General features: G+C 68.3%; 23 protein-coding genes and 1 tRNA gene. 10 read left to right on the top strand and 14 right to left on the bottom strand.

Features of this window, described 5'->3' with window-relative positions; all coding sequences use genetic code 11:
- The 12 genes from C7444_RS02975 to C7444_RS03035 form a co-directional block, all read right to left on the bottom strand.
- Nucleotides 1-562: hypothetical protein (locus tag C7444_RS02975; protein ID WP_110399345.1), on the bottom strand; the 562-nt coding region annotated here is incomplete at its 3' end.
- 1,119 nt (nt 563-1,681) lie between these two features.
- A tRNA-Asn gene (locus tag C7444_RS02985) sits at nt 1,682-1,757 on the bottom strand.
- A 73-nt stretch (nt 1,758-1,830) separates the two neighbouring features.
- Nucleotides 1,831-4,017 (bottom strand): TonB-dependent siderophore receptor, encoded by a 2,187-nt coding sequence (locus tag C7444_RS02990; protein ID WP_110399346.1) that lies wholly within the window; start codon nt 4,015-4,017, stop codon nt 1,831-1,833.
- A gap of 301 nt (nt 4,018-4,318) precedes the next feature.
- Nucleotides 4,319-5,425: an NAD(P)/FAD-dependent oxidoreductase gene (locus C7444_RS02995; RefSeq protein WP_110399347.1), complete on the bottom strand. Its 1,107-nt coding sequence runs from the start codon at nt 5,423-5,425 to the stop codon at nt 4,319-4,321.
- 21 nt (nt 5,426-5,446) lie between these two features.
- Complete coding sequence (gene fdxA / locus C7444_RS03000) at nt 5,447-5,770, bottom strand: ferredoxin FdxA (protein ID WP_110399348.1); 324 nt, start codon at nt 5,768-5,770, stop codon at nt 5,447-5,449.
- Between the two features lie 65 nt (nt 5,771-5,835).
- Nucleotides 5,836-6,567 (bottom strand): uroporphyrinogen-III C-methyltransferase, encoded by a 732-nt coding sequence (gene cobA / locus C7444_RS03005; protein ID WP_110399349.1) that lies wholly within the window; start codon nt 6,565-6,567, stop codon nt 5,836-5,838.
- 7 nt (nt 6,568-6,574) lie between these two features.
- Nucleotides 6,575-7,873, bottom strand: a complete 1,299-nt coding sequence (locus tag C7444_RS03010) for a sulfate adenylyltransferase subunit 1 (RefSeq protein WP_110399350.1) — start codon at nt 7,871-7,873, stop codon at nt 6,575-6,577.
- A complete protein-coding gene (cysD, locus tag C7444_RS03015; protein WP_110399351.1) occupies nt 7,873-8,826 on the bottom strand; it encodes a sulfate adenylyltransferase subunit CysD in 954 nt (317 codons plus the stop codon). Before cysD ends, C7444_RS03010 begins: the two co-directional genes overlap by 1 nt.
- Nucleotides 8,827-8,854: 28 nt before the next feature.
- Nucleotides 8,855-9,604 carry a phosphoadenylyl-sulfate reductase gene (locus C7444_RS03020; RefSeq protein ID WP_110399476.1) on the bottom strand — a complete coding sequence of 250 codons (750 nt, stop codon included), beginning with the start codon at nt 9,602-9,604 and terminating at the stop codon, nt 8,855-8,857.
- 47 nt (nt 9,605-9,651) lie between these two features.
- The gene (locus tag C7444_RS03025) at nt 9,652-10,185 is read right to left on the bottom strand and encodes a DUF934 domain-containing protein (protein ID WP_110399477.1); all 534 of its coding nucleotides are present in this window, start codon (nt 10,183-10,185) and stop codon (nt 9,652-9,654) included.
- 20 nt (nt 10,186-10,205) lie between these two features.
- Nucleotides 10,206-11,909, bottom strand: coding sequence for a nitrite/sulfite reductase (locus C7444_RS03030; protein WP_110399352.1), 1,704 nt, complete (start codon nt 11,907-11,909; stop codon nt 10,206-10,208).
- A gap of 59 nt (nt 11,910-11,968) precedes the next feature.
- Nucleotides 11,969-12,757 carry a sulfite exporter TauE/SafE family protein gene (locus C7444_RS03035; RefSeq protein WP_110399353.1) on the bottom strand — a complete coding sequence of 263 codons (789 nt, stop codon included), beginning with the start codon at nt 12,755-12,757 and terminating at the stop codon, nt 11,969-11,971.
- A gap of 274 nt (nt 12,758-13,031) precedes the next feature.
- Between C7444_RS03035 and C7444_RS03040 the strand changes: the two genes are divergently transcribed.
- A complete protein-coding gene (locus C7444_RS03040; protein WP_110399478.1) occupies nt 13,032-13,898 on the top strand; it encodes a patatin-like phospholipase family protein in 867 nt (288 codons plus the stop codon).
- Nucleotides 13,899-13,919: 21 nt separating this feature from the next.
- Here C7444_RS03040 and C7444_RS03045 read toward each other — a convergent pair whose 3' ends face one another.
- Entirely contained in the window at nt 13,920-14,348 is a 429-nt protein-coding gene (locus tag C7444_RS03045) for a DUF192 domain-containing protein (protein ID WP_110399354.1), read from the bottom strand.
- A 218-nt stretch (nt 14,349-14,566) separates the two neighbouring features.
- Here C7444_RS03045 and C7444_RS03050 point away from each other — a divergent pair, with 218 nt between their 5' ends.
- The 9 genes from C7444_RS03050 (at nt 14,567) to C7444_RS03090 (ending at nt 22,492) form a co-directional block, all read left to right on the top strand.
- Nucleotides 14,567-16,912 (top strand): heavy metal translocating P-type ATPase, encoded by a 2,346-nt coding sequence (locus tag C7444_RS03050; RefSeq protein ID WP_245909384.1) that lies wholly within the window; start codon nt 14,567-14,569, stop codon nt 16,910-16,912.
- Nucleotides 16,913-16,929: 17 nt separating this feature from the next.
- Complete coding sequence (gene ccoS, locus C7444_RS03055) at nt 16,930-17,097, top strand: cbb3-type cytochrome oxidase assembly protein CcoS (RefSeq protein ID WP_110399356.1); 168 nt, start codon at nt 16,930-16,932, stop codon at nt 17,095-17,097.
- Between the two features lie 60 nt (nt 17,098-17,157).
- A complete protein-coding gene (ccoN, locus tag C7444_RS03060; protein WP_110399357.1) occupies nt 17,158-18,597 on the top strand; it encodes a cytochrome-c oxidase, cbb3-type subunit I in 1,440 nt (479 codons plus the stop codon).
- A 20-nt stretch (nt 18,598-18,617) separates the two neighbouring features.
- Nucleotides 18,618-19,244: a cytochrome-c oxidase, cbb3-type subunit II gene (ccoO, locus tag C7444_RS03065; RefSeq protein WP_110399358.1), complete on the top strand. Its 627-nt coding sequence runs from the start codon at nt 18,618-18,620 to the stop codon at nt 19,242-19,244.
- A 7-nt stretch (nt 19,245-19,251) separates the two neighbouring features.
- The gene (locus C7444_RS03070) at nt 19,252-19,425 is read left to right on the top strand and encodes a cbb3-type cytochrome oxidase subunit 3 (protein WP_110399359.1); all 174 of its coding nucleotides are present in this window, start codon (nt 19,252-19,254) and stop codon (nt 19,423-19,425) included.
- Nucleotides 19,418-20,350 (top strand): cytochrome-c oxidase, cbb3-type subunit III, encoded by a 933-nt coding sequence (ccoP, locus tag C7444_RS03075; protein ID WP_110399360.1) that lies wholly within the window; start codon nt 19,418-19,420, stop codon nt 20,348-20,350. Before C7444_RS03070 ends, ccoP begins: the two co-directional genes overlap by 8 nt.
- Before the next feature lie 69 nt (nt 20,351-20,419).
- Nucleotides 20,420-21,865, top strand: coding sequence for a cytochrome c oxidase accessory protein CcoG (gene ccoG / locus C7444_RS03080; RefSeq protein WP_110399361.1), 1,446 nt, complete (start codon nt 20,420-20,422; stop codon nt 21,863-21,865).
- A 64-nt stretch (nt 21,866-21,929) separates the two neighbouring features.
- Nucleotides 21,930-22,190 carry a hypothetical protein gene (locus C7444_RS03085; protein WP_310732618.1) on the top strand — a complete coding sequence of 87 codons (261 nt, stop codon included), beginning with the start codon at nt 21,930-21,932 and terminating at the stop codon, nt 22,188-22,190.
- 2 nt (nt 22,191-22,192) lie between these two features.
- A complete protein-coding gene (locus C7444_RS03090; protein ID WP_245909385.1) occupies nt 22,193-22,492 on the top strand; it encodes a hypothetical protein in 300 nt (99 codons plus the stop codon).
- Nucleotides 22,493-22,555: 63 nt separating this feature from the next.
- Here C7444_RS03090 and fnr read toward each other — a convergent pair whose 3' ends face one another.
- Nucleotides 22,556-23,296 (bottom strand): fumarate/nitrate reduction transcriptional regulator Fnr, encoded by a 741-nt coding sequence (gene fnr, locus C7444_RS03095; protein ID WP_110399363.1) that lies wholly within the window; start codon nt 23,294-23,296, stop codon nt 22,556-22,558.
- Nucleotides 23,297-23,319 lie beyond the last annotated feature (23 nt).

Consider the following 23,319-nt stretch of genomic DNA (forward strand, 5'->3'; position numbering starts at 1 on the left):
GGGCCGTGAAGAAGATCTCGCCCTCGGCATGCGGCCAGACCGTCCGTTTCTTGACGAGGGTGGCGTCCTGCCAGAAACGGACGGCATTCCTGAGTTCTTCACGCCTGGGCCTGAGGTGTCTGGACAGGCCGATGATCCGGTCGATCTCGCCCCGCTCCAGGCAAGGGCTCCACAGCAGCGCTTCCTGCCCACGCTCCGCGATCGGCAGGTCAAACCACTTCTGATCAAACATCCGTGCGACGACGCGACTCAGATTGTTCCTGTTGGCCGGATCGGCTTCGGGATGGAACTTCGCATCTTTCACGGCGATCTGCACGACGCGTGCTTCGGTGGTTTCCACCGAAAACACTGAGCCTGCGGTGGCATTGCCCGCCTCCCGGGCCAGCTCCGGGGTCGGGCAGGCAAAGACGCTGTGGCGCCTGCTTGGCATCGGCATGGGGCGGCACCATTCCCACAGGTTGTCGACGAGGTAGGGCACATTGCTCGGCGCACGACGGGTGTCGCGGTGCTGGCAGGGGTTGCCGAGGTGTGCGTCGGTGCGATCCAGGCGGAACATCTTCATTGCTGTTTTCCTCTCCGATGTCTTTTTCGCTCTTCGGGTTCTATCGGCACCCCAAGACTTTCATTGATGGGGAAATGCATTCCCGGACGAATTTTTTGGGGGTGTTGTGCACGGCTCGGCTGGTACTGGCCGTCATCACGATCCCTGAAGACTCCAGTGTGCGCATGGGTGCGACAAGACGTGACGCATTGGTGGCTGGGAGCGGCATTGATCCGGGTATCTGGTCGCATGATTGACCCGACCGAGTCGGGTGCCGGGTTTTTCTGCGATCCAGGTCGGGCCTTGATGCATTGGGCCGGCCATGGGATTTGCCCTGTCGACCGTGGAAACCCATGGTGGTTGGTTGGGATTGAATGAATCCGACGATTCAAACCGAGTTTGGCGGGCGAAGGAGATGGGGTTTGAATCACCCGCTGATCGGGTTGCTCAGCCGTCGGTGATCAAAGGCGATCGACCTCACGATTCGCGTCTGCCCAGGCGGCACGCACACGATCTGGACAGGGAATGCGCCTGATGTTGGAATGACTTGAGGATTCTTCTCTCCCCGACCGGCGTGGCATGCGGGTGCTGGTCCTCGGAGGCTGTGCAGGGCCTGGGCCGGGATGCGTGCGGTCGAGGCTTCTGCGTGGTGTGAGCGCGGGTGAATTTCAATGGGTGCCGTGCACCCGAGGATCTGGAGGACCGGTGGACCGGGTCAGTTCACGGCACGCAGGGCCCGCAACTTGATCTCCAGCGCAGGGGCGTTGAGCACGCCGAAGTGCGCATCCACCAGTCGCCCCTTCGCGTCGTAGAACAGCGTGGGCCGTGTGACCCGAGGGCGTGGCCGAGGCTCGAGTCGCTGTCCCGCAGCACCTCACGCAGCGGCGGATTCATGCTTTCAGGGGTGGGGAAGGGCGCGGCGTTGATTCAGCGTGCTGCGGCCGCTTCGGTTTCCGGAGTCGACCGGATGGCAGCGTCACGGGCGAGTCGCCCCGGAGCTTCCTGTCGCTCAGGTTCGGGGGCCGGGATGCCGTGGGGGCGGTCTGCGGCCACGCTGCGTGCCCGCCATGCACGCATCCTGCCCAGGCGCCGTCGGAAATGAAAAAGGGCACCGCATGCGGTGCCCTTTCTGGCTTTGTTTGGCTCCCCGACCTGGACTCGAACCAGGGACCTGCGGATTAACAGTCCGTCGCTCTACCAACTGAGCTATCAGGGATCAGCTATTTGCCGAGAGCGAAATTATATGCCGTGCTTTTGGTGATGCGCAAGCGGTTTCTGCATCGCCGGACTCAGAAGTCCATCTGCACGCTGGTGCGCCAGGTGCGCTCGGCCAGCGGGAAGAGGTAGGCGTGGCCGTACTGGTAGGGCGATTCGCGCCAGGCGCGGCGGTTGGTGAGGTTGTCGACGCCGACGCGCCAGGTGAGCTGGCCGGCGGCGGTGGCCAGGTTCCAGCGGGTGCCCAGGCCCAGCGTGGTCCAGCCGGGGATGCGCACGCTGTTGTCCTGCGGCAGCACGACCCGCTCGGATTCGTGTGCCACCGTGCCGTGCAGCGTCAGGCCGGCGACCTGGGGCACGCGCCAGGACAGCTGCATCTTCAGGGTGCGCGAGGGCACGTCGTCCGGGCGGCTGTCGTCGAGCGTGGCCTCCTGGCTGTCCTCGATGCGGGCGCGCAGCGCCATCGCGCTGGCCTGCAGCGTCCAGGCGCCCCGGGTGACGGCGCCGCTGGCCTCGATGCCGAGGTGGCGCTGGCGGCCGTCGATGACGCGGGTGCAGCTGTCGTCGATGCTGGAGTCGCAGATGCCGCTGTCGGCGGCGCGGGGGCGGCGGATGTCGAACAGCGACAGCGAGCCGGTCAGCCCGGTGCGGGCGTACTTCAGGCCGATCTCGGTCTGGCGGCTGCGCAGCGCGGGCAGGGCGGTGCCGGCGTTGCTGTAGTGCGGCCGGTTGGCGACCACCTCGGACTCGATGCCCTGGCCCCAGCTGACGTAGGCCAGGGTCTGCGGCGTGAGCTGCCGCGACAGGGCCAGCCACGGCGTGGTGACACCCTGCCGGTAGGCGGTGGCCTCGCTGCCGTCGGTCTGTACGCTCTCGCGCTGCAGGCGGGTGTGGCGCAGGCCGGCCCACAGGCGCCAGTCGGCACCCAGGTCCATCGTGTCGCGGGCGTAGAACTCGGTGCTGCGCTCGGTGCGGTCGGTGTTGTTGTAGCTCAGCGTCGGGTCGGCGGCGGTGCGGCTGCTGGCGTCGATGGTGCCGGTGCCGACGTAGTTGTAGGCCTGGCCCTGCAGGCGCACGCTGGTGCGCGTGCTCAGCACGCCCAGCTCGAGCTGGTGGCCGATGGCGCCGGTGCGGGCGCCGCCCCGCACCGACAGGTCGAGCGCGGCGGTGTCGCGACGTTCGTTCTCGCTGCGGAAGTCGTAGAGGTCGAAGCTGCCGTCGCTGCAGTAGCGGTCCCAGTTGCCTTCGGCCGAGCAGCCGTAGGCGTAGGCCAGGCGGTCCTGGCTGATCAGCTGCTGGCTCATGCCGTGAGCCTGGAAGCTCCAGCCGCCGCCCAGCTGCGACAGCCAGCGCAGCGAGGCGGTGGTGCCGTCGGTGACCACCGGCAGCGACCAGGTCTGGTTGTTCAGGTTGGTGTTCGGGTCGATGCTGGCGGCGTCGGGCAGCCGGTTGCCGAGCAGGCTGAAGCCGGGGGCGCTGGCCTGCGAGCGGTGGCTGGTCTCGATCTCGGCCTCGAGCAGGTGGTCGGGGCTGATGCGCCAGTCGCCGGCGACCGACAGCAGCTGGTAGCGGCCGCGGGCTGAGGCGGTCTTGGGCGCCAGTTCCTGCCAGGCGGCGTTGACGCGCAGGCCGTGGCGCGCATCGGTGCCGAAACGTTCGGCGAGGTCGACGCTGGCGCCGACCGTGCCCCGCTCTTCCCAGCTCAGCGTGGCGGTGCGTTGGCTGGCCTGCGGGCGCTTGACCAACAGGTTGACCAGGCCGCCCGGTGCGCTGGCACCGGCCTGGATGCCGCTGGTGCCCTTGAGGATCTCGACGGCGGCCTTGTTGTCCAGGCCCAGCGTGGTCTCGGCGTTGATCGGCAGGCCATCGCGGCGGTAGTTGCTGCGGTTGTCCAGCGTGTAGCCGCGCACCTTCAGGATGCTCCAGTAGCCGGCGGCGTTGTAGGCGTCGCTGACGGCTGCATCGGCGCGCGTCAGGCCGTTCAGGCTGGTGCTGCCCTGGTCCTGCAGCTGGGCCTGGGTGACGGTGGTGGTCTGGATCGGCGTGCGGGCGGCCGGCGCCAGGCCGAAGCCCGACACCGACGCGGCGGTGCTGCCGCTGCCGCTGACCACGACTGGCTCGAGCGTGCGGGTGTCGGACTGGGCCCGGGCGGGCAGCACGAGGCCGAGGGCCCCGGTGGCGCAGCAGAGCGCGGTCGCCTGGGCGACGAGGTGGCGGCGCGCGGACGCCGTCGGCAAGGAGGAGGGCAGGAAATCGGGCATGGCCTGGTGCAGCGGTCGGTGTCAGGTGGATCCTGCGCACGAGGCACCGGCCGGACGGCGGCGGCGATCGATCCTCGATGGTCCGCACCCTGCCAAGCCTGCTTCCCTGCGCGAGGATTACCTCAGATCAGGTTCAAAGGGACTGTCTCAGTCGCAGCGTCAGTCGTGACGTTGCAACACCCCCAGCGTGTCGGGCCGCGTCTGCAGCCCGGTCGGCATTATGTCCGAGCGTGTCGGCCGTGTGGATTGTTGTGACTTGACCTCACGAACGTTCTGACTTGTCGCGGTTCCGCGACAGTGTTCAGGCCGTCGGGGTAACGCCCAGCAGCTGCTGCAGGCGCGAGCTGCTCGAGGTGTACTGCAGCAGCGGTGCCTGCCCGCCGCGGCAGTGCGTGGCGATGGCGAAGGCGGCCATCGTGGCCTCGTGGAAACCGCAGAGGATCAGCTTCTTCTTGCCCGGATAGCTGACCACGTCGCCGATGGCATGGATGCCGGGCACGTTGGTGGCCATCGTGGCGGGGTCGACCGGCAGGTGCTTGCGCTCCAGGGCCAGGCCCCAGTCGGCCAGCGGGCCGAGCCGGGCGTGCAGGCCCTGGCAGACCAGCAGCAGGTCGAGCGGCAGGTGCACGTCCTCGCCCTGCGCATCGAGCACGCTGACGGCCGTCAGCGTGCCCACCTCCGAGGTGCTGCCGTCCGATTCGCCGCTGGTGCGCACCCCGGTGATCTGGCCCGCGAGCAGGCGCAGGCGACCGGCGGCGGCCGCGGCCTGCACCTGGGCGACCTGCGTGTCGCTGGCGGTGTAGACGCTGCGGCGGTGCAGCAGCGTGACGCTGGCCGCGTCGCTGCGGCTGAGCTGCAGCGCCTGCTGCAGCGCCATCTCGTCGCCGCCGGCGATGACGAGGTGGCGCCCGGCGAGCGTCAGACCGTCGGGCAGCTCGAGGTGGAAGACCTGGGTGTGCTCATGGGGCATCAGCGCGGCCACCGCCAGGCGGCGGGGCAGGAAGGCGCCGACCCCGGCGGCGATGACCACCGCGCGGGCCTGCAGCCGGGTGCCGGCCGACGTGAGCACGAGGAAGCCGCCCTCGTCGAGCGGCTGCACCTCGGTGACCTGCTGGTTCCAGTGCTGCCCGGGCCGGAACGGCTGCATCTGGCGCACCAGCGCCTCGACCAGGCCGTGGCCGGTGCACAGGGGCAGGGCGGGGATGTCGTAGATCGGCTTGTCCGCGTAGAGCTCGCGGACCTGCCCGCCCGGGCCGGGCAGTGCATCGACCAGTTCGGCGCGCAGCTCGAGCAGGCCGAGCTGGAAGACCTGGTAAAGCCCGGCCGGACCGGCACCGACGATGACCACGTCGGTGACGATCGTGCCGGGGAGCGAGCCGGAGCGGTCCTGGGGGGAGAGGTCCGTCATGACCGGCCGCCAGCCGCGGACTCAGCGGATCAGCTCGCCCAGCTTGTCCTTGCGGTCCTTCCAGTCGTTGGCGTCAGGCAGCGGATCCTTGCGCTTGGTGATGCTGGGCCACTTGGGCGACAGCTCGGCGTTCAGGGCGATGTAGTGCTGCTGGTCGCCGGGCACGTCTTCTTCGGGGAGGATGGCGTTGACCGGGCACTCCGGAATGCAGACCGCGCAGTCGATGCACTCATCGGGGTCGATCACCAGGAAATTGGGGCCTTCGCGGAAGCAATCGACGGGACAAACGTCCACACAGTCGGTGTACTTGCAGCGGATGCAGGCTTCGGTGACGACGTGGGTCATGACTCGGACTCGGGTAGTTGAAACATCAGGGACAGAATCGGCTGATTTTAGGCCGTATCCGGGGATCAGGGCAGGGGCTGGATCTCGGCGGCACCGGCGCCCACGATGACCACCGTGGGGCGGCCTTCATGGGTCGCGGCGGCGTCGGCCAGCGTGGTGATGGTGTGGCTGGTCTGCAGCTGGTCGGGCCAGCCGGCCTGCGAGACCACCAGCACCGGGTCGTCGGCCCCCCAGCCCGCGGCCATCAGCTGCGCGCCCAGGCTGCCGAGCTGGCGACCGGCCATGTAGAACACTTCGGTGTCGGCGCTGCGGCAGGCGTGCGGATCGAGCGTGCGGGTCATCGCGGTGGCGAAGCTGACGCTGCGGCCGGTGCCGCGCCGCGTCAGCGGCCGCTGCGCGCTGGCGGCGGCGGCCACCGCCGACGTCACGCCCGGCACCACCTCGCAGGCGATGCCTGCGGCCTGCAGCGTGACGAGCTCTTCCTCGAGCCGGCCGAACAGGCTCGGATCGCCGCCCTTGAGCCGCACGACCAGCGCATGCCTGCCAGCCTGCTCGAGCAGCAGCTGGTTGATCTGGCCCTGGCTGACGGCGTGGTCGAAGCCGCGCTTGCCCACGTCGATCCATTGGGCGTCGGGCGCCAGTTCACGCAGGGCCGGATCCGTCAGTGCGTCGTAGAGCACGACATCGGCCTCGCGCAGCCGGGCGGCGCCCCGCACGGTGATCAGGTCGGCCACGCCAGGGCCGGCACCGATGAAGACCACCCGGCCGGGCCGGGGGCTGGGGGCGTCGCTCGGCATGGACACGTCAGGCCTGGACCAGCAGCGCGCCGCTGGTGCGGTTGGTGGTCGGGTCGACCACGATCAGCGCCCCGCCGACGCGGTTGTCGGCATAGGCCTCGACCGGCAGCGCCTGCTGGGTCTGGATCTGCACGCGGCCGATCTCGTTGACGCCCAGTTCGTGCGCATCCACCTGTTCCAGCGTGTTGATGTCCAGGCGGTGATCGATCGCGGTGATGCGCGCCTGCACCCAGCGGTTGCCGTGGCGCACCCAGTACTTGCGGCCGAGCACGGCGGGTTCGGTGTCCAGCCAGGCGAGCGTGCCGCTGAAGGCCTGCTGCGTCGGGGCGCTGCCGGGCGTGAAGACCCAGTCGCCGCGCGAGACGTCGACCTGGCGGTCCAGCACGATGCCGGCCGATTGACCGGCGGTGCAGGCGTCCACCACGCTGCCGGCGTGGCGCACCGACGCGACGATGGCGGTCTCGCCGCTCGGGAAGATCTGCACGGTGTCGCCGGCCTTCACCGAGCCGTGGGCGATGCGGCCCCACATGACGCGGTGCTGGTGGCCGGTGCCCTGGCCTTCGTCGCGGGCGACGTACTGGACCGGCACGAGCAGGTTGCCGTCGTGCGCCTCGTCGGCGACCGGCAGGGTCTCGAGCAGCTGCAGCAGCGTCGGGCCGGTGTACCAGTCCCAGTTCGCCGACGGCGTGGCCACGTTGTCGCCGCGCAGCGCGGAGACCGGCACGATGCCACGCACGGTGATGCCGGCTTCTTCGGCGAACTTGGTCAGCGCCTTCGACACGGCGTCAAAGGCGGCTTGCGTGCCGACTTCGATGGCGTCGAGCTTGTTGATCGCGAACACGATGCTGGGGACGCGCAGCAGGCGGGCCAGCAGGCTGTGGCGGCGCGTCTGCGGCAGCAGCACGACGTCGTCCACCGAGGTGTCGAGCTTGGTGATGTCCACCAGCACGACCGCGGCGTCGGAGCCGGCGGCGGCCGTCACCATGTTGCGGGTGTACTGCTCGTGGCCGGGGGCGTCGGCGATGATGAACTTGCGCGTCCTGGTCGCGAAGTACTGGTATGCCACGTCGATGGTGATGCCTTGCTCGCGCTCGGCTTCCAGGCCGTCGGTCAGCAGCGACAGGTCGATCGGGGCGCCGGCGGCACGCTTTTCCAGCGCGTCGAGCTTGTCGGCCAGGATGCCGCGGCTGTCGAACAGCAGGCGGCCGATCAGCGTGCTCTTGCCGTCGTCCACGCTGCCGGCGGTCAGGAAGCGCAGGGCCTTGTGGGCGAGTTCTTCGCCAGCGTCAATGTGTTGGGCGGTCATCAGAAGTACCCCTCTTTTTTACGGCGTTCCATGGAGGCTTCGGAGGTGCGGTCGTCCATGCGGGTCGCGCCCCGCTCGGAGACGGTCACCTGCAGCGTCTCGGCGACGATGTCGGCGGTGGTGCGGGCATCGGACTCGACCGGGCAGGTGCAGGTCATGTCGCCCACGGTGCGGAAGCGCACGTCCACCGTCTCGACCACGTCGTCGGCGTCCGGCGGCGTCACGTCGGTCACCGGCACCAGCAGGCCCTTGCGGCGGTAGATCTCGCGCTGGTGGGTGTAGTAGATGCTCGGCAGCGGGATGTTCTCGCGGGCGATGTAGAGCCACACGTCGAGTTCGGTCCAGTTGCTGATCGGGAAGGCGCGGAAGTGCTCGCCCGGCTTGATGCGGGTGTTGAACAGGTTCCACAGCTCGGGGCGCTGCTCCTTGGGCTGCCACTGGCCGAAGCTGTCGCGGTGACTGAAGATGCGCTCCTTGGCGCGCGCCTTCTCCTCGTCGCGGCGGGCGCCACCGATCATGCAGTCGAAGCGGTGCTCCTCGATGGTCTCCAGCAGCGTCACCGTCTGGTGGCCGTTGCGCGACTCCAGCGGGTGGGCCAGGCGGATCGTGCCGCGCTTCATCGAGTCCTCGAGGTGCCCGACGATCAGGCGCTCGCCCATCTCGGCCACGCGCGCGTCACGGAACTCGATGACTTCGGGGAAGTTGTGGCCGGTGTCCACGTGCACCAGCGGGAAGGGCAGCTTGCCGGCGAACACCGGGCGCTCGCCGGGCTGGGACAGCTTCTGCTTGAAGGCCTTTTCGGCCAGGTGCAGGACGACGCAGGAATCCTTGCCGCTGGAGAACAGCAGGCCGGGGCGCTCGAAGGCGCCGGCGACTTCGCGCAGGATGAAGATCGCTTCTTCTTCCAGCGCATCGAGGTGGCGGTGGTCCACGTCGGGGAGCGTGTGGGTCATGGTCTTGGGGACGTTGTGTTCAGAGGGTTCAGGCCTTGGCCTGGGAGACGTGCAGGCCGCATTCCTTGGCCTTCTCGTCTTCCCACCACCAGCGCCCGGCGCGGAAGTCCTCGCCCACCGCGATGGCGCGGGTGCAGGGCGCGCAGCCGATGCTGGGCATGAACTGGTCGTGCAGCGGATTGAAGGGCACGTCGTGGGTGGCGATGTAGTGCCACACGTCGTTCCAGCTCCAGTCCACCAGCGGGTTGATCTTGGCGCGGCCCTGGTCGTCGGCCTCGACGGCACGGGCTTCGCCCCGGGCGTTGGACTGCTCGCGGCGCAGCCCGGTCACCCAGGCGCTGCGCCCGGCGAGCATGCGCGACAGCGGCTCGAGCTTGCGGATGCCGCAGCAGCCCTTGCGCAGCGCGATGCTCTCGTACATCGCCCGCTCGCCGTTCTTCCGCACGAACTCGATCACCGCTTCCTGCACCGGGCGGTAGACGTCGACCTGCAGGCCGTAGCGTGCTTCGAGCTGGCCGATCAGCGCGACGGTCTCGGCGTGCAGCACGCCGGTCTCGAGCGTGCCGATGGCGATCGGCAGCTGGTGGCGGGCGATCAGGTCGCTGACCACCATGTCCTCGGCGCCCAGGCTGGTGGCCTGGATGATGGTGCCGGGATGGGCGGCGGCGGCCTCGCGCAGGATCTGCAGCGTGGCGGCCAGGCGCTCTTCGTGGCCGGCCGTGTGGCGGGCATAGAGCTCGATGGCCGAGGCCCGGGCCTCCGGCGCGCCGCCCAGCATGCTGACGCCGCCGAGGGCCGACACCGTGCCGCTGGCGAGGTCGTCGCTCATATCGCGGCTCCCTGGCTGAGCGCGCCCTGGTCGACCCAGGCTTCGGTGGCCGGACGGGCGAACAGCGGCTTGGACACCGCCACGTCGCCCTGGTAGTGGCCGCCGAAGAAGCCCAGCGCACGTTCGGCGGCTTCCCGGTTCTGGTCGTGGCGCATGGCCACCGCATCGAAGCCAGTGCGCTTGAGCAGCGGCAGCATGTCGACCAGCACGTCGCCGGTGGCGCGCACCTCGCCCTGGAAGCGGTAGCGCGAGCGCAGCAGGTGGGCCTGGCTGTAGGCCCGGCCGTCGACCCACTTCGGGAAGTGCAGCACGATCAGCGCCAGGCGCGGCAGATCGGCCTCGAGCAGCTCGACGTCGGCGGTGTTGCTCAGCAGCAGGCCGGTGGCCAGGCCCGCGGGCCAGGTGTCGCGCACGGCGTGCCACTGTTCCAGCGTCAGCAGCTGGTGGTCGCGGGCGATCGGGTGCGGGGACGGGCCGTCCTCGCCGCCGACGGTGTGCCACAGGTCGTGATGGGTATCGATGAACTTCATGGTCTTCTCCACGTCGGGGCTCAGGCGGCGCTGGTGTCGCGGGCGGTCGAGGTGCGGCGCGCGTTGGCGGCCGCCTTGAACGGCTCCAGCCCCAGGCGCTTGACCGCGTCGATGAACTTCTCGCCGGCGCTGCGCTGTTCGAGGTAGGTGTCGAGGATGGCCTCGATCGCGTCGGCGACTTCACCGGCGGCGAACGACGGGCCGATCACCTTGCCGGGCACGGCCGTGGGCGCGTGGCTGGAGCCGTCCGAGCCGCCCAGCGTGACCTGATACCACTCGGTGCCGTCCTTGTCGACGCCCAGCACGCCGATGTGGCCGGTGTGGTGGTGGCCGCAGCTGTTGATGCAGCCGCTGATGTGCAGGTCGATGTCGCCCAGGTCGAAGACCTCGTCGAGGTCGGCGTAACGCTCGGTCAGCTCGGCGGCCAGCGGCAGCGAGCGGGCGTTGGCCAGCGCGCAGAAGTCACCGCCCGGGCAGGCGATCATGTCGGTCAGCAGGCCGATGTTGGGCGTGGCGTAGCCGGCCTCACGGGCCGCTTCGTACAGCTGCGGCAGTTCGGCGGCCTTCACCCAGGGCAGCAGCAGGTTCTGGTCGTGCGTCACGCGCAGCTCGCCGCAGCTGAAGCGGTCGGCCAGGTCGGCCGCGGCCTCCAGCTGGGCGTCGGTCGCGTCGCCCGGCGCCTGGCCGGCCCGCTTGACCGACAGCGTCACGCCGCGCCAGCCCGCCACCTGGTGGGCGTGCACGTTGCGCTCGAGCCAGCGGCGATAGGCCTGCGGCGTGTCCTCGGTCACCGGCGCGGCCTCGGCCGCCGGAGCCACCGTGGCCGGGCGCGCGAAGCCGGCGGCCACGCGGTCGAACTCGGCCTGCGGGATCAGGTGGGCGCCACCGTCGACGTCACGCTCGAGGATGTTGCGGAACTCGGCGTTGACCGCGTCGAAGTACTTCTGGCCCTCGGCCTTGACCAGGATCTTGATGCGCGCCTTGTAGGCGTTGTCGCGGCGGCCGTAGCGGTTGTAGACCCGCACGATCGCCTCGAGGTAGACGAGGATCTGCTGCCAGGGTACGAAGGCGTTGATCACCGTGCCGACGATGGGCGTGCGGCCCATGCCGCCGCCGACCTGGACGCGGAAGCCCACCTCGCCGGCCTCGTTGCGCAGCAGCTGCAGGCCCACGTCGTGCCAGCCGATCGCGGCGCGGTCTTCGGTCGCGCCGGAGACGGCGATCTTGAACTTGCGCGGCAGGAAGGCGAACTCGGGGTGCAGCGTGCTCCACTGGCGCATCACCTCGCAGTAGGGGCGCGGGTCGATCTGCTCGTCGGCGGCCACGCCGGCCAGGCCGTCGGCCGTGATGTTGCGGATGCAGTTGCCGCTGGTCTGGATGCCGTGCATGTCCACGGCGGCCAGCTTGTCCATCACGTCGGCCGCCTGCGTCAGCGGGATCCAGTTGTACTGGACGTTCTGGCGCGTGGTGAAGTGCACGTAGCCGCGGTCGTTGGTGCGGGCGATCTCGGCCAGCGCACGCACCTGGCGGCTGTTGATCTCGCCGTAGGGCACGGCCACCCGCAGCATCGGCGCGTGGCGCTGGACGTACCAGCCGTTCTGCAGGCGCAGCGCGCGGAAGTCGTCTTCCGGCAGCACGCCCGCGAGGTGGCGGTCGAGCTGGTCGCGGAACTGGGCCGCACGGGCACGGACGAACTGGCGGTCGAATTCGGAGTATTGATACATGGCTGGCAGCAGGCGGGCGAGGGCCCGAACTCTAATACAGACGTGGGGCGCAGGATCGCTCAGGCGATCATCAGGATCTTGCGGGCGGCGAGCAGCAGCGAGGCGCACAGCGCCAGGCGGGTCCACATGTCGGGCAGCAGCTTGGTGAGCCGCGCGCCCAGCCAGATGGCCGGAACCGAGCCGATCAGCAGCTCGATCAGCAGCATCCAGTGCACGTTGCCCAGCGTGGCGTGGCCGATGCCGGCCACCAGGGTCAGCGGCACAGCATGGGCGATGTCGGTGCCCACCAGGCGGGCGGTCGACAGGCGCGGATAGAGCAGCAGGATCAGCGTGGCCCCCAGGGCGCCCGCGCCGATCGAGCTCAGCGACACCAGCACCCCCAGGATCAGGCCGCACAGCACGGTCAGCCAGGGCTGGCGCGACGGCGTGATCCAGCGCTCGAGGTAGAGGCCCACCCGGTGCCAGACCGGGCGCAGCATGATCGTGATGGCCGTCAGCACCAGGGCGATGCCCAGCGCGAAGCTCAGCATGCTGTCGGCCTGCTTGGTCAGGCCGACCAGATGCATCCAGGCGGTGGTGCCGATGGTGGCCGGGATGCTGCCGGCCAGCAGCAGCGTGGTGATGCGGTAGTCGACGTGGCCGTGGCGGTGGTGGGCGATCGAGCCCGACACCTTGGTCAGGCCGGCAAACCACAGGTCGGTGCCGATGGCGACCGCCTTGTCCAGGTGGAAGACGGAGATCAGCAGCGGGGTCATCAGCGAGCCGCCGCCGACGCCGGTGATGCCGACGATCAGCCCGATGCCGAAGCCGCTGGCGATGGCCAGCCAATCCAGATGTATGCCCAGCATGATGAAGTGTCGATCGATTCGAGAAGCGTCCAGGGTCCGGCAGGCAAGCTGCGGAAAACACGCACTGTAAGGAGGGCTCCCTTATAAGGAAACTACATATTCGAATGAAGCTTATAGGTCACAAGGCATATGAAGGCGCCGCCACGGGGTGGATCGCCGCGGGACCGGCCTCCTACAATCGGGCCCGATGAAGTTCTGTTCCATGACTGAAGCGGGCTGCGCGGGTCGGCGCCCGATGCCGCGAGGCGGTGGCTGGTGGGGGCTGTGCACGCTGATGGTGCTGGCCTTGCTGGGGGGGTGTGCGGCCGTGCCGGGTGGTGGGGCGGTTGCGCCCGCGACGCCGGCGGCCGTGAAGCCGGCGCCCCGCCCGCCGCGGATCGGCCTGGCGCTGGGCGGCGGCGCGGCGCGCGGGTTCGCCCACATCGGCATCATCGAGGTGCTCGAGGAAAACGGCATCCAGCCCGACCTGGTGGTCGGCACCTCCGCCGGCAGCCTGGTGGCGGCGCTCTACGCCAGCGGGCTCGATGGCAAGGCGATGGGGCGGCTGGCCGAGACGATGGACGAGTCGGCGATCACCGACTGGTCGTTCCCGCTGCGCGGCGTGATCCGCGGCGAGGCGCTGGCGCGTTACGTGCGCCAGAACACCGGCAACCGGCCGATCGAGCAGATGAAGCTGCCGCTGGGCATCGTCGCGACCGACCTGGCCAACGGCGACCCGATCCTGTTCCGGCGCGGCGACACCGGCACCGCGGTGCGGGCGTCGAGCTCGGTGCCCGCGGTGTTCCAGCCGGTGAAGATCGGCGAGCGTGAGTACGTGGACGGTGGCCTGGTGTCGCCGGTGCCGGTGCGGTTCGCGCGCCAGATGGGCGCCGAGCTGATCATCGCCGTCGACATCTCGTCGCCGCCCGATGGCGCGGCCACCGGGGACGCGATGCGCATGCTGCTGCAGACCTTCTCGATCATGGGGCGCAGCATCAACACGCTGGAGCTGCGGGATGCGGACATCGTGCTGCGGCCCCGGCTGGTCGGGGTGTCGAGCGCGGATTTCACGGCCCGCAAGCGGGCCATCGCCGCGGGCCGCGAGATCGCCCAGGCGATGGTGGCCGACATCAAGGCCCGCATCGCCGCGAAGACACGCTGATCGCGCGCTCGCCAGCCGCGCTCAGGGCGGGGAGAATGGCGCGCCGCCGATGCGGCTGCCGGTGGCCAGGCCCCGCTTGGCGAACCAGCCCTGGTTCATCTCCAGGGTGTAGCGCACCGGCGACTTCGAGCAGTGCGAGGTCTCCGTCATCGGCTGCATGTCGGCGATGTTGACGATGCGGCCGTCGTCGCCCAGGAAGGCGATCGACAGCGGCAGCAGGGTGTTCTTCATCCAGAAGCACTGCACGCTCTTCTCCTCGAAGACGAAGAGCATGCCGGCGTTGGCGGGCATGTTCGGGCGGTGCATCAGGCCGATCTCGCGCTCGCGCGGGCTGGCGGCCACCTCGGCGCTGATCAGGTGCATGCCGGCGGTCAGCGTGACGGTGGCCAGGCGCTGCGGGCGGGCCTCCTGTGCGCTTGCCGCTCCACACAGGAGCAGCAGCGCCGGCATCACCCACTGCAATGTTGTTTTTTTGAAACGTTGGGTAAACACCGAGTACCCATGGCGAGTGCGATGAAATGAATGCAACGTGTCTGACTTGATTAGGATCATGATCCCCTGCCCGATGACTTCCCAGAATGGTGCGCGGACGACGTAGTTCCGCGCTCTTCAGCCCTGCGCGCTTGCCCATGACTTCCCCCCAGCCGATCCCAGAGGACCCGTCGTCCGTGGCCGTTGCACGGCCATCGACGGCACCGCTGACGGCGACCCAGGTGGCGGCCATCGACGCGCCGGCCTCCGTGGAGGCCTACACCCGCTGGACCGAGGACGAGCAGGGCAGGACGCTGGGGCAGTCCCGATTGTTGCTCAGCGGCATGTACTGCGCCGCCTGCTCCGGCCTGATCGAGGACGCGCTGTTGCGCCGCCCGGGCGTGCTGAGCGCCGAGGTCAGCGCGGCCGCCCAGCGGGCGGTGGTGCTGTGGGATCCGTCCGTCACCCGGGTCTCGGCGCTGATCGAGTCGGTGCAGGGTGCGGGTTATGGCGCTTTCCCCGACACCGGCACCCAGGCCGTCGACCTGGCGGCCCGCGAGTCCCGCCAGGCGATGTGGCGCCTGTTCGTGGCCGGTTTCTGCATGATGCAGGTGATGATGTATGCGACGCCGTCCTACATCGCCGGCCCGGGCCAGATCACCGCCGACATGGCTCAGCTGATGCGCCTGGCCTCCTGGGTGCTCAGCATCCCGGTGCTGGTGTTCGCGGCCGGGCCGTTCTTCCGGGGGGCCTGGTCGGCGCTCAGGGAGCGCCGCATCGGCATGGACGTGCCGGTGGCGCTGGGCATCGCCGTGACCTTCGTGGCCAGCTCCGTGGCGACCTTCGATGCCCGCGGCGTGTTCGCCAACGAGGTCTATTTCGATTCGATGACGATGTTCGCCGCCTTCCTGCTGGGCGCTCGCATGCTGGAGATGCGCGCGCGGCGCCTGGCGGCGCAGTCGCTCGACAGCGTGATGCGGCGCCTGCCCGACGCGGTCGAGCGCCTGCGCGCGGACGGGGGGGTCGAGCTGGTCGTGCCCGGCGAGCTGCGGGTGGGCGACCGGCTGCGGGTCCAGGTCGGGCAGGCCTTCGCGGCCGATGGCCGGGTCACCGAAGGGCGCACGCAGGTCGACGAGGCCATGCTGACGGGCGAGTCCCGCCCGGTCGACCGCGACGTCGGCGAGGAGGTGGCCGCCGGCTGCATCAACCTGGGCGCGCCGGTGGTGGTCGAGGTGCTCCGGCTGGGCGCGCAGACGCGCTACCAGCGCATCGTCGCGCTGGTCGAGCGCGCGCTGACCGAGCGCCCCGCGCTGCTGCTGAGCGCCGACCGCATCGCCGGACCGTTCCTGTGGGGCGTGCTGCTGCTGGCCCTGGTGGCCTTCCTGGTGTGGTGGCAGATCGATCCGTCCCGGGCCGTCTGGGTGGCGGTGGCGGTGCTGGTCGTGACCTGTCCCTGCGCGCTGTCGCTGGGGGCGCCGGTGGCGATGCTGGCCGCGGCCGGCGAACTCGCCCGGCGCGGCATCCTGGTGCAGCGCCTCGACGTGCTCGAGGGCCTGACCCGCAGCACCGACTGGGTGTTCGACAAGACCGGAACGCTGACCCAGGACCGGCTGGTGGTCGCCGAGGTCGTGCCGCTGGCCGCCGCGCCTGCCGCGGCCCGCTCGGCCGACTGGCGTGGCGTGGCCGCTGCGCTGGCGGCCCGGTCGGCCCATCCGCTGGCCCGTGCCGTGGCGCGGCAGGCGCAGGCCGATGCGCCCTGGGCGGGTGGCGTCGACGAGGTGAACGAGTGGTCCGGCCGCGGCGTCGAGGCCCGGATCGACCTGGGCGGCGTGGCCTGGTCGTGCCGCCTGGGTGCGCCGGCCTGGTGTGGCGACGCCGAGGGTCAGTCGGTGCAGCGTCCGGTCGTGAGCCTGGCCGTGCTCGATGGCGGGCGCTGGACGCCGCTGCTGCGCTTCGAGCTCGACGAACTGCTGCGCCCGCACGCGCGCCAAGCCGTGCAGACCCTGTGTGCCGGTGGCCTGCAGGTGCACCTGCTGTCGGGGGACCGTGCGGCCAGCGTCGAGGCGATGTCGCAGCGCCTGGGCATCGCCCATGTGCATGCGCAATGTGCGCCCGACGACAAGCTGGCGGTCGTGGCCGACCTGCAGGCCCGCGCCGCGGTGGTGACCATGGTCGGTGACGGCATCAACGACGCCCCGGTGCTGGCCCGTGCCGACGTGTCCATCGCGCTGGGCAGCGCGGCCGCGCTGACGCAGGCCCGGGCCGACGTGATCGTGCTGTCCGACCGGCTCGACGACCTGCTGATGCTGCAGCGCATGGCGCGCCGCACCGTGCGCATCGTGCGTCAGAACCTCGTATGGGCGCTGGGGTACAACGTCGTCAGCCTGCCGCTGGCGCTGGTGGGCTGGCTGCCGCCCTGGCTGGCCGGCATCGGGATGGCGGCCAGCTCGCTGCTGGTGGTGCTCAACGCCCTGAGGCTGATGCGCGGCAACGAGCGCCCCGCGGACCTCGAGGTCCTGCCCGCCTCACCCCGAACCGCTTGAATCCGACAGGCCCCCGCATGGACATCCTCTTTCTGCTGATCCCCGTGTCGATCGTGCTCGTGCTGCTGATCATGGTCCTGTTCGCCTGGGCCTTGAAGAGTGGGCAATTCGACGACATCGAAAGCGAGGGGCAGCGGATCTTGAAGACCGATGGCCGACAGGTTGATCGCGGTCAAGCACCCTGAGCAACCCGTGACAAAAAATCTCATTCGCAAGGACGGAGCAGACTCCAAGGAGCACAACCAATGTCTATAACTTCACAAACGGCTCGCCCGGTATACACGGACTCGACCGTCAGGCTATTTGCCCTGGCTTCGGTGCTGTGGGGCGTGGTGGGCATGCTGGTGGGGGTGATCATCGCCTCCCAGCTGGCATGGCCTGAACTCAACTTCGGTATTCCGTGGCTCAGCTACGGTCGCTTGCGGCCGTTGCACACCAACGCGGTGATCTTCGCGTTCGGTGGCTGCGCGCTGTTCGCCACCAGCTATCACGTGGTGCAACGCACCTGCCAGACCCGCCTGTTCATGCCCGGACTGGCCCAGTTCACCTTCTGGGGCTGGCAGCTGGTCATCGTGCTGGCGGCCATCTCCCTGCCGCTGGGCTACACCCAGGGCAAGGAATACGCTGAACTCGAATGGCCGATCGACATCCTGATCGCCGTGGTGTGGGTCTCCTACGCCGTCGTGTTCTTCGGCACGGTGGGCATCCGCAAGGTCCGTCACATCTACGTGGCGAACTGGTTCTTCGGTGCCTTCATCATCGCCGTGGCCCTGCTGCACATCGTCAACAGCGCCGTGATCCCGGTGTCGCTGACCAAGAGCTACTCGGTCTACGCCGGCGTGCAGGACGCGATGGTGCAATGGTGGTACGGCCACAATGCGGTCGGCTTCTTCCTGACCGCCGGCTTCCTGGGCATGATGTACTACTACATCCCCAAGCAGGCCGAGCGTCCGGTGTACTCCTATCGCCTGTCGATCGTGCACTTCTGGGCGCTGATCTTCACCTACATGTGGGCGGGCCCGCACCATCTGCACTACACGGCGCTGCCGGACTGGACGCAGTCGGTGGGCATGATCTTCTCGCTGGTGCTGCTGGCTCCCTCCTGGGGCGGCATGATCAACGGCATCATGACCCTGTCGGGTGCGTGGCACAAGCTGCGTGACGACCCGATCCTGAAGTTCCTGATCGTCTCGCTGTCGTTCTACGGCATGTCGACCTTCGAAGGTCCGATGATGTCCATCAAGACCGTCAACGCGCTGTCGCACTACACCGACTGGACCGTCGGCCACGTGCACTCCGGCGCCCTGGGCTGGGTGGGCATGGTGTCGATCGGCTCGCTGTACTACCTGATCCCGCGCATGTTCGGTCGCAAGACGATGTACAGCATGCGTGCGGTCGAGCTGCACTTCTGGGTCGCCACCATCGGCATCGTGCTCTACATCGCCGCGATGTGGATCGCCGGCGTCATGCAGGGCCTGATGTGGCGTGCGGTCAACCCGGACGGCACGCTGGTCTACAGCTTCGTCGAGAGCGTCAAGGCCACCTATCCGTTCTACGTGATCCGCGTCGCCGGTGGTGTCCTGTACCTCACGGGCATGCTGCTGATGGCCTGGAACTCGGTCATGACGGTGCGCTCGGGCAAGGTTGAATCGACGCCCATCCCCCTGGCTGTCGCCCACGCCTGAACGGACCTGGAGAAAACAACATGGCTGACAAGAACCACGCCGTCGGCGGTCACGAGCGCATCGAGACCTCCAACTTCCTGATGATCGTGCTCACGCTGCTGACGGTCATCTGGGGCGGCATCACCGAAATCGTTCCGCTGTTTTTCCAGCGCTCCACCACCGAAGCGGTCGAAGGCCTCAAGCCCTACACCGCGCTGCAGCTGGCCGGTCGTGACGTCTACCTGCGCGAGGGCTGCTACAACTGCCACTCGCAGATGATCCGTCCCTTCCGTGCCGAGACGCTGCGCTACGGCAACATCTCGCTGGCCGGTGAGTTCGTCTACGACCACCCCTTCCAGTGGGGCTCCAAGCGCACCGGTCCCGACCTGCATCGCGTGGGCGGCAAGTACAGCGACGAATGGCATCGCATCCACCTGAACAACCCGCGTGATCTGGTGCCCGAGTCGAACATGCCCGCCTACTCCTGGCTGAACACCGGGATGATCGTGCCTGCCGACGTGGGCCCGAAGATGGCGGCGCTGCGCAAGGTCGGCGTGCCCTACACCGACGACGAGATCGCCAAGGCGGCCGAAGACGTCAAGGGCAAGACCGAAATGGAGGCGGTGATCGCCTACCTGCAGGTGCTCGGCACGGCCAACAACAAGTGAGGCTGACATGGATGTGAATTTCCTGCGCAGCATGGTGACGGTCGGCTTCTTCGCCGCATTCCTGGGCATCATCGCCTGGGCCTATTCGAAGAAGAACCGTCAGGACTTTGACGACGCGGCGGCGCTGCCTTTCCAGGCCGACGACACCGCGTCCGCAACGATCGGAGGCGCTCGTGAGTGACTTCTTCAACAACGGATGGTCTCTCTTCATCATGGCCGTCGTCGGTGGCGGCCTGCTGTTCTGCGTGTTCGTGCTGGCCGTGGCCAGCAAGCGCAAGGTCATGGCCAATGACAACACGACAGGCCACGTCTGGGACGAGAACCTTCAGGAACTGAACAACCCGCTGCCGCGCTGGTGGATGGGCCTGTTCGTGATCACCATCGTCTTCGCGGTGCTCTACCTGACGCTCTATCCGGGCTTCGGCAATGTCAGCGGTCAGCTCAAGTGGAGCAGCAAGGGCCAGTACGTCGCCGAGAAGGAAAAGGCGCTGGAAGCCCTGAAGCCGGTCTATGCCCGTTTCGACAACATGCCGGTGGAAGCCCTCGCGGGTGACGCGCAGGCCATGGGCATCGGCGAGCGCCTGTTCGCCAACAACTGCGCCGGTTGCCACGGCTCGGATGCCCGCGGCAGCAAGGGCTTTCCGAACCTGACCGACAAGGACTGGCTGTATGGTGGTGCCCACGAAACCATCATCGAGACCATCACCAAGGGCCGGCAGGGCATGATGCCCGTCATGGCGCCCGCGGTGGGAAGCCCCGAAGATGTGCGCAACGTTGCCAACTACGTGCTGAGCCTGTCCGGCAGCGCCCACAACAGCATCGCTGCCCAGCTGGGCAAGTCGAAGTTCGGTGTGTGCGCGGCTTGTCACGGTCCGGATGGCAAGGGCAACCAAGCCCTTGGCGCTCCGAACCTGACCGACAAGGTCTGGCTGCACGGCTGGGGTGAGTCGGCGATCGTGTCCATGGTCACGAACGGCAAGACCAACATGATGCCGCAGCACGCCAGCCGCCTGTCGCCGGAGCAGATCCGCGTGCTGGCAGCCTACGTCTGGAGCTTGTCCAACAAGCCGGGCGCGAAGACCGCGATGGTGACGACCGCGCAGTAAGGCTTGCGCCTCTGCACGACACGGCGTCCGAGCAGTCGAACGCCGTGTTTTTTATTTGCAAAGTAGGTCATGGACAACAGCAGCACGCCAGCTCGATCGGCTTCGACGGATGACTCCGTCGAGGTCGTCTCTCTCTACGCCAAGACCAAGAAGATCTACCCTCGATCCGTGACCGGGTGGTTCGCGTCCTGGCGCTGGGTGTTCGTCTGGTTGACGCAGATCGTCTACTACGCGACGCCGTGGCTGCTCTGGAACGACCGCCAGGCGGTGCTGTTCGACCTGGGCACGCGGCGTTTCTACATCTTCGGCCTGGTGCTGCACCCGCAGGACTTCATCTACCTGACGGGGCTGCTGATCATCAGCGCCTATCTGCTGTTCCTCTTCACGGCGGTGGCCGGTCGGGTCTGGTGCGGCTATGCCTGCCCCCAGACGGTCTACACCGAGATCTTCCTGTGGATCGAGGAGAAGATCGAAGGCAACCGCATCAAGCGCATGAAGCTGGACGAAGGTCCGTGGACGGCCGAGAAGTGGGCCCGCAAGGGCGGCAAGCAGCTGGCCTGGACGCTGTTCTCGCTCTGGACTGGCTTCACCTTCGTCGGCTACTTCACGCCCATCCACACGCTGGTCGCCGAGGCGATGAGCCTGGGCTTCGGGCCCTGGGAGTGGTTCTGGGTGCTGTTCTACGCCTTCGCGACCTATGGCAATGCCGGTCACATGCGTGAGCAGGTCTGCAAGTACATGTGTCCGTACGCCCGCTTCCAGAGCGTGATGTTCGACAAGGACACGCTGGTCATCAGCTACGACACCGCCCGCGGCGAGCCGCGCGGTTCCCGCAGCCGCAAGGCCGATCCGGCCAAGGTCGGCCTGGGTTCGTGCGTCGACTGCGGTCTGTGCGTGCAGGTCTGCCCGACCGGCATCGACATCCGCCAGGGGCTGCAGTACGAGTGCATCGGCTGCGCCGCGTGCATCGACGTCTGCGATGGCGTGATGGACAAGATGGGCTACGAGAAGGGCCTGATCCGCTACGCCACCCAGAACGGACTGGCCAACGGCTGGACCCGCGCGCAGATGATGCGCCGTGCGCTGCGCCCGCGCGTGCTGGTCTACACCGGGATACTCCTGTTGATCGTCGGCGCCGTGGGCCTGAGCATCTGGCAACGCTCACCGTTCAAGGTGGACATCGTGCGAGACCGGGCCTCGCTGGCGCGCCAGGTCGAGGACGGTCGCATCGAGAACGTCTACCGCCTGCAGATCATGAATGCGACCGAAGCCAGCCAGACCTACCGCGTGGCCGTCGAAGGACTGGCCGATGCCTCCGTGCCCGAGTTCTCCGACGTGGTGCTCGGCCCGGCCGAGGCCCGCTGGATCACCGTCAGCGTGCAGATCCCGTTCGAGCGGGCGCAGCAGGCCGGTGCCGGGGTGCATCCGATCTTCTTCGACGTGCAGCAGGTGCAGGGTGATGGCTCGTTGCCCGCCCTGGTGCGAGAGAAATCCACGTTCATGATTCCGCGCTGAACTCGCCGAGCGAGCGCGGATCCCATACACCAAGCCATCGATTGGAAAACTGATGAATCAAGCCGTGAACAGCCTCTCCAGCCCATCGCCTGCCGCCGAGCCCTGGTGGCGTGTCGGCACGGTGTGGCTGGTCATCGCCGGTCCCCTGGTGGTGGTGGTGGCGTCCTTCATCACCCTGGGCCTGGCCATCACCCATCCCGACCCGGTGCTCGAGCCGACGCAGGCCGGTGGATCCACGGTGTCGTCGACCCAGTCGTCGGCGAAGGACGCGGCCCACCTGCCGGCCATCCAGGGACGCAACCACGCAGCCACAGGAGGCAAATAGCCATGGGCAACGTCGAAGGCAACTATCCACCCGACCCGGATCTGGTCACGCTCAATCCGTTCTGGCAGCGCGCTGCCGCAGTGCTCTGGCCCTCGTTCCTGATGGCCGGGGTCCTGGAGATGCTGGTGTTTGCCTTCGTCGATCCTGCCGACCTGCGCTGGCTGGGCGGATCCGAGCTGGCGATCGGCAGCAGTGCCGTCTACACGCTGGCCTTCCTGCTGTTCTGGTGGATCATCTCGCTGGCCGGCGGGGTGACCCAGCTGCTCAGCCAGGACCCTCACCTCGAGGTGCTGCACCGCTGAAGCGCACATGACAAAGGGCCCCGCGGGGCCCTTTGTCATCCGGGAAGCCGGGTGGTGCCGGCTTCAGCAGTGGGCGCCGTTGACGACCCGCTGCAGCGCATCCTGGTCGAGGATGCGGATGTCGCGCTGCTTGACCTCCAGGATGCCTTCTTCCTGGAACTTCGAGAACGTGCGGCTGACCGTCTCGAGCTTCAGGCCCAGGTAGCTGCCGATCTCCTCGCGGGTCATGCGCAGCACCAGCGCCGAGGCGGAGAAGCCGCGCGCCTGCAGGCGCTGCGTCAGGTTCAGCAGGAAAGCGGCCAGCCGCTCCTCGGCGCGCATGCTGCCCAGCAGCAGCATCACGCCATGATCGCGCACGATCTCGCGGCTCATGATCTTGTGGAACTGGTGCTGCAGCAGCGTGAACTCGCGCGACAGCGACTCGAGCTGGCTGTAGGGGATCAGGCAGACCTGCGAATCCTCGAGCGCGATGGCATCGCAGGAATGCTTGTCGGTGCTGATGCCGTCCAGGCCGATCAGCTCGCCGGCCATCTGGAAGCCGGTGACCTGCTCCCGTCCGTCGGAGGCGGAGATCACCGTCTTGAAGAAGCCGGTGCGCACCGCGTACAGCGCCGCGAACGGCTCGCCGGCGTGGAACAGGCTGTCACCGCGCTTGACGATGCGTCGGGTGCTGACCATGTCGTCGAGCGATTGCATCTCGTCGTCGGACAGACCCACCGGCAGGCACAGCTCCCGCAGGTTGCAGGCGGAGCAGGCCACCTTCAGGGCATCGAGTCGGGGAGTGGGGAGGGTCGCGTTCGTCATGGGCATCGATTATGAAGGTGCCA

This window comes from Sphaerotilus hippei (assembly GCF_003201595.1).
Lineage (GTDB): Bacteria > Pseudomonadota > Gammaproteobacteria > Burkholderiales > Burkholderiaceae_C > Sphaerotilus > Sphaerotilus hippei.